This is a genomic window from Polaromonas sp. P3_B1, assembly GCF_056402935.1.
In genome coordinates this window covers 50,617-61,785 of sequence record NZ_JBFUGK010000037.1, presented here as the reverse complement: position 1 = coordinate 61,785, position 11,169 = coordinate 50,617, and the positions used below count along the sequence as shown (strand labels likewise).

Below are 11,169 nucleotides of genomic sequence, written 5' to 3'. Positions count from 1 at the left end.
GCATAGGCTTGCTGGCCGGGGGTTGCCCGGCGGCAAGTAACTTTCTTTTGCTTCGCCAAAAGAAAGTCACCAAAGAAAAGGCGACCCGCAGTCTGGGTCCCTACGCTTCGCTTCGGGCAACCTGCGGTGCTCGAGCCAAGCGGGGTCAAAAACAACTCGCTTCGCTCAGACACGTTTTTGCCCTGATCCGTTTGTCTCTGCGCTCCTCGGCCCAGCCAGAACGGGGCAATCGGGAGCGGGGACAAAGGCAAACAAGGACACGCCAAGGCGTGTCCTTGTTTCTTCAGGTATTCGGTATTGGTATTCGGCTGCTCGGTATTTCTGTTCCCACCCCTTGTGTCTGCGCCGAGGAGCGCAGGGCCAGACGGATAAGGACAAAAACGTGTCTGAGCGAAGCGAGTTGTTTTTGACCCCGTCTGGACCGAGCACCACAGGCTGCCCCGGAGCAAAGCGCAGGGGACGCAGGAACCAGGGTCGCCTTTCTTTTGCTTACTTTTGGTGTTTGCATAACTTCGCTGTGCGAAGTGAGCAAACCCCGCGCGCGTAGCGCGCCTTTGGCGAACAAAGAAAACCCGCCCTGCGGGTTTCGGTAAAAGTGAGTTGCCGCCGGGCAACCCCCGGCCAGCAGTCCTAAAAAAAGACCCCTCATCTTGAAAGAAGGAGAAAGAAGAGAAGATCAAGCAAGAACCTCTTTCCTGCGCCCAAACCTCCGCCCCAACCGATCAAACCCAAGATAAATAACCGGCGTTGTAAACAGCGTGAGCATCTGGCTGACGATCAGCCCGCCAAAAATCGACAACCCCAGCGGCTGCCGCAGCTCGGCCCCCTCACCAAACCCCAGCATCAGCGGCACCGCGGCGAACAGGGCGGCCAGCGTCGTCATGAGGATGGGGCGAAAGCGCAGCAGGGCCGCCTGGTGAATCGCTTCCTGGGGGGACTTACCTTCGTTGCGTTCGGCGTCTATCGCAAAGTCGATCATCATGATGGCGTTTTTCTTCACGATGCCTATCAGCAAAATGATGCCGATGATGCCGATCACCCCGAGGTCGGAGCCGCTGAGCATGAGGGCCAGCAGCGCGCCCACGCCGGCCGAGGGCAGGGTGGACAGAATCGTCAGCGGGTGGATATAACTTTCGTAGAGCACGCCCAGCACGATGTAGACGCAGATCACGGCCGCGAGGATCAGCCACAGCTGGTTGGACAGCGAGGCCTGGTAGGCGCCGGCTGCGCCGAGGAAGTTCAGGGTCACGCTGCCGGGCAGGCCGATGTCTTTGGCGGCCTGGCGGATCTCGTCTACGGCGCGGCCCAGGGACATGCCGGGTGCGGTGTCAAAGCCCAGCGTGGTGGCCGGGTACTGGGCTACGCGGGTGATCTGCAGCGGCGCGGGCTGCTCGCGTATGGTGGCGATCGCCGAGAGCGGCGTGGTGGTTCCCGATCCGGTCTTGAGCCGCAGGGCGCCCAGCGAGGCGGGTGTGGCCAGCGGGTCCGGCATGGCTTCGAGGATCACGCGGTACTGGTTGGTCTCGGTGAAGATGGTGGAGACGATGCGCTGGCCGAAGGCGCTGTACAGCGCGTCGTCGATAGCCGAAGTGGTGACGGCCAGGCGCGAGGCGGTATCGCGGTCTACGTTGATGTAGGCCGAGGCGCCGCTGGAGCCGGCGTCCGATGCCACGTTGCGCACGCCATCGAGCTGGCGCATGCGTTCGGCCAGCTTGTTGGCCCAGAGCACCACGGTGGCGTTGTCCGAGCCTTCAAGCGAAACGCGGAACTGCGTGGGGCCGGTCTCGGCGTCAATCGTCAAATCCTGCGTGGGCTGCAAATAGAGTGTCACGCCGGCCACCTTGCCGACGCGCTCCTTGAGCCTGTCCATGGTCTCTTGCTGGCTGCCGCTGCGGCTGGATTTGAGGTTGATCAGCATGCGGCCGGTGTGCAGCATGGTGTTGTTGGCCGCGTCCACRCCAATGAAGGAGCTCAGCGTCTCCACRTCSGGGTCTTCMAGAATGGCCTTGGCGGCCGCCTGCTGCAGCCCGGCCATGCGGGCATACGAAACCGACTGCGCCGTTTCAATGCGGGCCTGCAGCTGGCCGGTGTCCTGCGTAGGAAACAGTCCCTTGGGAATCAGCACATACAGCAGCACCGTGAGCAGCAGCGTGGCCAGCGCCACCAGCAGGGTCAGGCCCTGGCGCTTGAGCACCCAGGTGAGCCAGCGGTCGTAGTGGTGGATGACCTTGTCGAAAAAGCGCTGCATGGCCTGGCCGAACCTGCCGCCTTCCACCTCGCCTTCGGGGTGGCGCGTGAGCCAGCGCGCCGACATCATGGGCACCAGGGTCAGCGAGACCACCGCGGAGATCAGGATGGTGATGGCCAGCGTGACGGCGAACTCGCGGAAAAGCCGGCCCACCACGTCGCCCATGAAAAGCAGCGGGATCAGCACCGCGATCAGCGAGACCGTCAGCGAGATGATGGTGAAGCCGATTTGCGTCGCGCCCTTGAGGGCGGCAGCCATGGGGTCCTCGCCTTCCTCGATGTAGCGCGAGATGTTTTCGATCATCACGATGGCGTCGTCGACGACGAAGCCGGTGGCGATCGTCAAGGCCATCAGGCTCAGGTTGTTCAGGCTGTAGCCCAGCAGGTACATGGCACCGCAGGTGCCGATGAGCGAAATCGGCACGGCCAGGCTGGCGATCACGGTGGCGCGCAGGCTGTGCAAAAACGCAAAAATCACCAGCACCACCAGCAGCACGGCCAGCACCAGTTCGATTTCCACATGCAGCACCGAGGCGCGTATGCCGGTGGTGCGGTCGCTCAGCACGTCAACCTGCAGCGCGGTGGGCAGGCCGGCCTGCAGCTCGGGCAGGCGGGCCTTGATGGCGTCCACCGTGGCGATCACGTTGGCGCCCGGTTGGCGCTGCACGTTGAGGATGATGGCCGGCTTCATGCCTGACCAGGCGCCCAGCTTGATGTTCTCGGCGCTGTCGACCACTTGCGCGACGTCGGAGACACGAATCGCCGCGCCGTTGCGGTAGGCGATGACGAGGCGCTGGTAGTCGCTGGCGGCGACCAGCTGATCGTTGGAGTTGATGGAGTACGAGCGTGTGGGCCCGTCAATGCTGCCCTTGGCGCCGTTGGCGTTGGCGGCGCTGATGGCGGTGCGCAGCGAATCCAGGCCCAGGCCGTAGGAGGCCAGGGCGCGCGTGTCGGCCTGTATGCGCACGGCGGGGCGCTGCCCACCGCTCAGCGAGACCAGGCCCACGCCGTTGACCTGGCTGATCTTGAGCGCCAGGCGTGTGTTGACGATGTTCTGCACTTCGGTGAGCGGCAGCGTGTCGGAGGTAATCGCCAGCGTGAGCACCGGCGCATCGGCCGGATTCACCTTGGCGTACACGGGCGGGGCGGGCAGGTCGGCGGGCAGCAGCGAGCCGCCGGCGTTGATGGCAGCCTGCACTTCCTGCTCGGCCACGTCCAGCGTCAGCCCCAGGCCGAACTGCAGCGTGACGATGGAAACGCCGGCCGCGCTGGTGGAGCTCAAACGCTGCAGCCCGGACATCTGGCCGAACTGGCGCTCCAGCGGCGCGGTGACCGTCTGGGCCATGACTTCGGGGCTGGCGCCGGGGTAGAGCGTCTGCACCTGGATGGTCGGGTAGTCGACCTGCGGCAGAGCCGACAGCGGCAAGAACCTGAAACCCACGAGGCCGGCCAGCACGATGGCCACCATCAGCAGCGAGGTGGCGACCGGGCGCAGGATAAAGGGACGTGAGGGACTCATGCGGGGAAATCCTGACGGGAAGGCGTCATTGCGCCGGCCGTTCGCCGCCCTGGCGTTTTTCCCTCATGCTGCGCCAGCGTTCGAGCGCGGCGGGGTCGCCGGCGTCGATGGCCGCGAGAAAGCGTTGGCGACGCTCCAGGGCCGCCGGGTCGTCCTTGACCTGGTCCAGCATGCGCTTGCGTTGTTCGGGGGTCGGGCCTTCAGCCGATGCGGAGGCCGCAGCCGGGGCGCTGGCCGCAGATGACGAAGAGGCGGGCGCGGCGGATGCTGCTGCGGAAGGCGCCGGTGCGGAAGCGCCCGAACCCGGTGCGGAGGCCGCGCCGCGCTGGCGCTTGCCACCGCCGCCGCCAGGGCCGCGTCCCCCGCCGCCGGGCGGATCGCCGGGCAGCACCACCGACGCGCCGTCTTTGAGCCGGTCCGCGCCTTCGGTGATGACGCGCTCGCCGACTTCCAGGCCGGAAGCGATCACGACCTTGTCGACCGTGGCCTGGCCGCGCTTGACGGGCCTGAGCGAGACGGTGCGCTCCTTGGCGTTAACCACATAGACATACTCGCCGTTGCTGCCCATGCGCAGGGCCGTCACCGGCACCACGATCGCATTGTCTATGGTGCGCACCTGCAGGCGCACGTTGACGAACTGGCTGGGGTAGAGCTTGAGCTCGCTGTTGGCAAAGCGGGCCTTGGCCTTCACGGTGCCGGTGGTGATGTCGACCTGGTTGTCCAGCGAGGCGAAACTGCCGGTGTCCAGCGTGACGGCGCGTGTCCTGTCGAGCGCGGTGACTTGCATGGCGACGCCTTTGGCGGCGTTTTGCTGCAGCTCGCCAACCTGGTCCTGCGGAATCGCGAAAACAACATCAATGGGCGTGACCTGGGTGATGAGGGCAATGCCGTTGGCGTCGCCGCTGCTCACCACATTGCCCACGTCCACGGCGCGCAGGCCGACGCGGCCGCTGATGGGCGCGACCACACGGGTGTAGCCGAGGTTGAGGCGGGCCGTGCCTTCATTGGCCTTGTCGATGACGACCGTGCCTTCAAGCTGCTTGACCAGCGCGGCCTGGGTGTCGACGTCCTGGCGGGCGATGGAGTCCTGCTCCAGCAGTGTCTTGTAGCGCTGCAGCTGCACGCGCGCGCTGTCGAGCTGGGCTTCGTCGCGCTGGCGCTGGCCGCTGGCCTGCATCAGCGCCATTTCAAACTGGCGCGGGTCTATGGTGGCCAGCAATTCGCCGGCCTTGACCATCTGGCCTTCCTTGAAGAGCACTTTCTGCATCACGCCCGAGACCTGGGGCGTGACCCTGACGCTGGCCTGGGGCGTGACGGTGCCCAGGGCTTCCAGAACAATCGGAATGCTGGCGCGTTCGGCGGTGGCCACACCGACCGTGGTGGCCGGCGCGCCTCGCCTGCCGCCGGCAAAACCGCCGGCGCCGCTGTCGGCGGAAGGGTGGRTTAAATGCCAGGCCAGCCAGCCGGTGCCGGCCAGGATGATCACGGCGATCACACTGCCTATGATGGACGCGCGGCGGCTGATGCGCTTGCGCGGTGGGGTTGCGGCGCCGGTTTGCGGCGTTTCGGCTTTGGGGTCCATCGGCTGTCCTTGGGTGCCCGCCGCGCCACCAGGTGGATGCGGCATTTTTTGTGTTTGATGAGGGCTGTTGGCCAAGCCCTGAGGGCCTGCTCAGACAGCGCTCAGGAATTATCACTGCAAGGCTGCGGGCGCACGTATACGGCCCGATAGAGGCTCGTAAATATCCGGTAAAGCGGACTCGGGCCTACACCGCGGCGGGCAGTTGTCTGTTGTTTGCGCCTTCTCCCTCCGGGGAGAGGGAGTGAACCGGGGGCGGGATTAGCCCAGCAAGGCCGCCACATCCGCGAGGCGCGGAATGCCGTCTATGGCGCCGTGCCGCGTCACCGAGAGCGCGGCCGCCGCATTGGCCCATTGCATCGCGGCGGGCAGCGTTTCCCCGCGTGCCAGTGCGGCCGCGAGCGCGCCGGTGAAGGTGTCGCCTGCGCCTATGGTGTCGCGCACCGCCATGGCGCGGCCCGGTATCGAATGGGGAGGTTGGCCAGCCTGGTAGAGCCGGCAGCCGGCCGCGCCCAGCGTGACCAGCACGGCGCGGGCGCCGCGGCTGAGCAGGCGTGCGGCGGCCTGGTCGGCCGAGCCGGCATGGGCCTTGCCAGCCAGCAACAGGAGTTCACTCTCATTGGGCGTGAGCACGTCGACCAGCGCGAGCATCTCGTCGCTGAGCGGCCGTGCGGGTGCGGGATTGAGCACGGTCAGCGCGCCGCCCGCGCGAGCCAGGGCAAAGGCCTGCATCGCGGCCTCGGCCGGCACTTCGCAGGACGCCATCACGACGCGGCAGCCCGCGAGCAGCTTGGCGGCAGCCTGCGCATGGCGTGCACCCAGGCCGCTGCCGGCGCCGGGATAGACAGCAATGCTGTTGTCGCCGTCTTCATAGACCAGGATTTGCGCAACGCCGCTGCGCTCGCCGGTCACTCGTTCGACATGGGAGGTATCTATGCCTTCGGCCTGCCAGAGATCCATGCCCATGCGGCCGAAGTCGTCGTCGCCTATGCGGGCCAGCAGCGCCACACGCGCACCCTGGCGCGCGGCCGCCACCGACGCATTGCTGCCCTTGCCGCCCGGGCTGATGCTGAAGTCGCTCGCCATCAGCGTCTCGCCACGGGCAAGCGGGCGCGCCACCTTTGAAATCAGGTCGGCGTTCCAGCTGGCGACGCAGACCACGTCGGCATTTACATCGCTACTCATACCGTGGTTCGAGAGTGAAGCCCCGATCTGAGAGAGGGGCGGGTATGGCCAAGCAGACGCCGCGGAACCGGCTTTGCCGGGCCGCTAGCGTCGCCCCCTGGGGGGAGGCGCCGTAGGCGCTTCGGGGGGTCATTTATAGCCCATTGTTTGTGGGAGCCACAACACGATCTGCGGGAAGAAGGTCATGGCCAGCAGCAGGAGCAGCAGCATGACCAGGAAGGGCCAGCCTTCCTTCATCATCTCGCCGATGGGGATGCCGGTCAACGCTTTGGTCACGAAGAGCAGCATGCCGAAAGGCGGATGGATCAGGCCGATCATCATGTTGAGCACCACCAGCACGCCGAAGTGCACCAGGTCCACGCCCAGCAGCTTGGCTGCCGGCAGCAGCATGGGCACAAAGACCAGCAGCAGCACCGACACGTCGAGGAAACAGCCCAGCACCAGGAACATCACGTTCACCATCAGCAGGAAGCCGATCTGGGAGAAATGCATGCTGTCGACCCACATGGCCATGGACTGCGGCACGCCTTCAGCGGTGAAGGCGTAGTTGAGCATGAAGGAGCCGGCCAGGATCATGGTGATCACCGCGCTGGCGCGCGTGGATTCCATCACCACGCCCCAGAAGCTGCGCCAGGTCAGGGCCCGGAACACCACGGCCGCGAGGATGAGCGCATGCAGTGCGGCCACGGCGGCGGCTTCGGTGGGCGTGAAGATGCCCGAGTAGATGCCGCCCAGCAGCACGATAGGCATGGACAGCGGCAGTGCGCCGCGAAAGATCAGGCCGGCCCATTCGGAGCGCGGAACGGGTTCGTCGCGCGGCATGTTGCGCTTCTTGGCGATGATGGCGACCACGCCCATCATGAGGCCGGCCATCAGAAAGCCCGGTACCACGCCGCCCAGGAACAGCGCGCCCACCGAGGCGCCCGAAACCAGCGCATAAATCACCATGGGAATCGAAGGCGGGATGATGGGGCCCAGCGTGGCGCTGGCTACCACCACGGCGCCGGCAAAGCCGCGCGTGTATTCGGGCTTCTTGAGCATCTGGCGAATCGTGACCAGGCCCGGGCCGGCCGCGTCGGCGATCGCGCTGCCGCTCATGCCCGAGAAGATCACGCTGACCAGGATGTCCACCTGCGCCAGCCCGCCGCGAAAGCGGCCCACCAGGATGCGGCAAAAGTCGAACAAGCGCTCGCTGACGGTGCCAGCATTCATGATGTTGGCCGCGAACACAAACAGCGGCACGGCCAGCAGCACATAGCTGTTGTAAAGGCCGTTGCCGATCTGCTCTGCCACCAGGCCCACGTCCTGGCCCTTGACCAGCAGGTAGCCTATGCCGGCCGCGACCATCGAAAAACCGATGGGCATGCGCAGCAGCATGCCGCCCGCCAGCACCAGCACCAATATCCAGATGCCGCTTGTCATATGCGCAACTCCGCTTCAAGACCCTTGCCACGGATCGCGTTCCAGATCGCCCAGGCCGAGCGCACCGCGAGGGCGGCGAGCAGCAGCACAAAAGGCATGAAGACCCATTGGAAGGACATGCCCAGCACAGGCGTTCCCTCGCGGGCCATGAAGTGCACGTAGTCCCAGCAGCCCGGGATGCCCCAGGCCGCAAGGCCACCGATCATCAGGTTGCCGACGATGGCCATGGCCTGGCGCACGCGGTAGGGCGCGCTGTTCCACAGCAGGTCGAACACCACGTGCTCGCGTTCGGGCACGACCACGGCGGCGGCCCACAGAATGACCCAGACATAGAGGATCACGGCGGCCTCGTCGGTCCAGGCCAGGGGCTTGCCGAAGAGAAACCGCGCCGTGACCTGGATCACGAACACGATGAACAGGGTCAGGAAGAGTCCGCCGCCAATCAGGTTGGCGGCTTTTTGGGGCCAGCTTTTCATGGGAGTTGTGGTGCTTGCCGCGGGACTTATTTGGTCGCGTTGATGCGCTCCAGCAGGCCCTTGGGCCACGCTTTGGCGTATTCCGAGTTCTGGTAAGTCGTTTGCACCGTCTTGCGGAAAGCGTCCACATCGGGCGTCGTAACCGTCAAGCCCTCTTTCTTGAAGAAGTCGACCAGCTGGCCTTCTTCCTTGATGCGGTTTTCGTTGTTATAGACGGCGGCCGCCTGCGCTGCCGCCTTGACCTTGGTTTTTTGCGCCGCGCTCATGGCGTTCCAGGCCTTGTTGGAAATCGAGATGAAGATGCCGTCCACCAGGTGGCTGGTCATGACGATCTGTTTGGTGACTTCATAGAACTTGGCTGCGCGCACGGAGGGCAGGGGGTTGTCCTGGCCGTCGATGGTGCCGGTCTTCAGACCCAGGTAGACCTCGCCGAAAGCCAGCGGCGTGGGCGTGGCGCCGAGAGCCTCGCCCAGGAACAGCCATTCCTTGGAGCCCGGCATGCGCAGCTTGATGCCCTTGAGGTCAGCCGGCACCTTGACGTTGTGGGCCTCGCGCAGGTTGACCTGGCGCGTGCCGAGGTAGACGGTGGACAGCGGGGTCACTTCCATCTTGTCCGAAACCATCTTGAACATCTCGGTGCCTATGGGGCCGGAAAACACCTTTTGCTGGTGGTCCGGGTCGCGCACGATGTAGCCGGCGGTGAAGATCGAAAATTCAGGCACCAGCTTGGCGATGTCGAAGGCCGAGATGGAGGAGAGCTCGAGGTTGCCGCGCGCCATGGCGGTGGGCTCGGTGCCCTGCTTGAACAGCGAGGCGTTCAGGTTGATCTGCACGTCGAATTCGCCGGGTGCGCTTTTTTCGAGGTTTTCCTTGAAGACCGTCCACATCTTGGCGTGCCAGTCGTCGGGCACGGCGGGGGTGGATACGCGCAGCACCATCTTGTTCTGGGCCTGGGCCGCCGGCAGCAGCGTGCCCATCAGCACGGTGGCGGAAGCCGCGGCCAAAAGGGTGCGGCGAAGGGTGGACGAGAGGGAAGTCTTCATGGTTGTCTCCTTTTTTAGGTCAATCGTTGTTGGGCTCAGGCCCCGGGTCGGCGTTCGGCAGTCACTCGGATTTTGTATCAATCCCGAAAGCGCTGATGGTTTTTTCCAGCGCCTTGTATTCGTCGGCGGTCAGGGCCACCAGCGGCGCGCGCACGCGCAGCCAGGCGGCATCGCCGCTCAGCATGGCCATGATGCCCTTGAGCGCGGGCATCAGCGAGTAGCCGTCCAGCAGGCCTATCAGCTTGATCACGCGCTCGCGCTCGGCGGGCGTCGCCGGCGCCGCGGGTTCGGTCACCAGGCGTTTGACCAGGCGCGGCATGAAGTTGGCCACGCCGCTGATGGCGCCGGTGCTGCCGCGCTTGCCCATTTCGGGCAGGTCGGGTTCAAAGCCGACGTAAACCGTCATGTCCTTCATGAAGGCATTGGCCAGGCCCACCGAGTGCTCGGTGTTGCAGGCGCTGTCCTTGATGCCGACGATGGTGTCCGGGTACTGCTTCTTGAGCGTGGCGATCACGTGGTGCGACAGCGGCACGCCCGTGACCTGGGGAATGTGGTACAGGTAAAGCTTGAAGGGCGTTCCGGCCATGCCGTCGATGACGTAGCGGTAGCTGTCGATGATGCCCTGGTCGGACACGCCCTTGAGGAAAAACGGCGGCAGCATCAGGCAGCCGTGCACGCCGGCTTTCACGGCGTGGCGCGTGAGCTCCAGCGTTTCGGGCAGGGCGGCGCAGCTGGTCGAGACCATGATCTGCCTGGCGGGAATGCCGTTCTTGATGAGCTGCTCGATCGCTTCCTTGCGTTCGGCCAGCGAAAAAGACGGGCCTTCGCCCGTGGTGCCGAAAGCCGTCACGCCGGGGCAGCCGCTGGCGATCAGCGCCTTGCAGTGGGCGGCGAACTTGGCGTGGTCTATGTCCAGGCCGGCCGTGAGCGGCGTCAGCAGGGCGGGCCAGATGCCGCGAAAGGAATTTTCGGCGGCGGGAAAGGAACTCGTCATTCAGGGATCTCCAGAGACCACGGCATTTCGGGCCGCGGCAGGCCGAGCACGCGGCGGTGCGCACTCTCGATGTGATGGCCCAGGCGGTCGACCACGGCTTGCGCGTCGCGCCGCTTGAGGGCATCGATGAACCAGAGGTGCTCTTCCATCGCGGGAATCAGCACATCCGGGGAAAGGGAGGAGGCTTCAAGCTTGATCAGGCGTACCCGCAGGCTGTTGATGCGGTAGACCTCGGAAATCAGCTCATTGCCCAGCGTGTCGATCATGAGGTCGTGCAGGCCCCAGTCCACCGTGGTGGCGTCTTCCAGCAGCGCGTCGTCGATGGCTTTTTTGCGCGCGCGCCTCACGATGTTGAGGTGGGCCTGCTCGATGGCGGCGAGGTCCGAGTCCGACACCGTGGTGACAAAGCGGCTGGCGGCTTCGCGCTCGAGCAGGCCGCGCAGCTGGAAGGCGTTGTTGATCAGTTTGAGGTCCACATGGGCCACCTGCAGGCCGCGCTGCGGCACGGTCTTGACCAGGCCCTCGGCCTCCAGCCGCGGGATCAGCTCGCGCACCGCGCCCAGCGGCATGCCCAGCAGCTGCATGAGTTCGCGCTGCGAGACGAATTGCCCCGGGCGGATGTTGGCATCGACGATCTGCTGCTGGAAGCTCTCATACGCCTGCGCGCGCAGGCTGATGGGAGCAGAGGGCGTGGCGTTGCTCAT

At 65.3% G+C, this 11,169-nt stretch carries 9 protein-coding genes; 1 reads left to right on the top strand and 8 read right to left on the bottom strand.

Going from position 1 to position 11,169, the window contains the following annotated elements; genetic code table 11:
- Window positions 1-410 (top strand): hypothetical protein (locus tag AC1DXS_RS19525; protein ID WP_477739121.1); only part of this gene is annotated, 410 nt, incomplete at its 5' end.
- Window positions 411-676: 266 nt separating this feature from the next.
- Here the strand turns inward: AC1DXS_RS19525 and AC1DXS_RS19520 are convergent.
- The 8 genes from AC1DXS_RS19520 to AC1DXS_RS19485 form a co-directional block, all read right to left on the bottom strand.
- Window positions 677-3,766 (bottom strand): efflux RND transporter permease subunit, encoded by a 3,090-nt coding sequence (locus tag AC1DXS_RS19520; RefSeq protein ID WP_477739120.1) that lies wholly within the window; start codon window positions 3,764-3,766, stop codon window positions 677-679.
- A gap of 25 nt (window positions 3,767-3,791) precedes the next feature.
- Window positions 3,792-5,348, bottom strand: coding sequence for an efflux RND transporter periplasmic adaptor subunit (locus tag AC1DXS_RS19515; RefSeq protein WP_477739119.1), 1,557 nt, complete (start codon window positions 5,346-5,348; stop codon window positions 3,792-3,794).
- Between the two features lie 258 nt (window positions 5,349-5,606).
- Window positions 5,607-6,530 (bottom strand): ribokinase, encoded by a 924-nt coding sequence (locus tag AC1DXS_RS19510; protein ID WP_477739118.1) that lies wholly within the window; start codon window positions 6,528-6,530, stop codon window positions 5,607-5,609.
- Window positions 6,531-6,659: 129 nt separating this feature from the next.
- Complete coding sequence (locus AC1DXS_RS19505; protein ID WP_477739117.1) at window positions 6,660-7,952, bottom strand: TRAP transporter large permease; 1,293 nt, start codon at window positions 7,950-7,952, stop codon at window positions 6,660-6,662.
- The gene (locus AC1DXS_RS19500) at window positions 7,949-8,428 is read right to left on the bottom strand and encodes a TRAP transporter small permease (RefSeq protein ID WP_477739116.1); all 480 of its coding nucleotides are present in this window, start codon (window positions 8,426-8,428) and stop codon (window positions 7,949-7,951) included. The genes AC1DXS_RS19505 and AC1DXS_RS19500 overlap by 4 nt, the downstream gene beginning before the upstream one ends.
- Before the next feature lie 26 nt (window positions 8,429-8,454).
- Complete coding sequence (locus AC1DXS_RS19495) at window positions 8,455-9,471, bottom strand: sialic acid TRAP transporter substrate-binding protein SiaP (protein WP_477739115.1); 1,017 nt, start codon at window positions 9,469-9,471, stop codon at window positions 8,455-8,457.
- 61 nt (window positions 9,472-9,532) lie between these two features.
- Window positions 9,533-10,465, bottom strand: coding sequence for a dihydrodipicolinate synthase family protein (locus AC1DXS_RS19490; RefSeq protein ID WP_477739114.1), 933 nt, complete (start codon window positions 10,463-10,465; stop codon window positions 9,533-9,535).
- Entirely contained in the window at window positions 10,462-11,169 is a 708-nt protein-coding gene (locus tag AC1DXS_RS19485) for a GntR family transcriptional regulator (RefSeq protein WP_477739113.1), read from the bottom strand. The genes AC1DXS_RS19490 and AC1DXS_RS19485 overlap by 4 nt, the downstream gene beginning before the upstream one ends.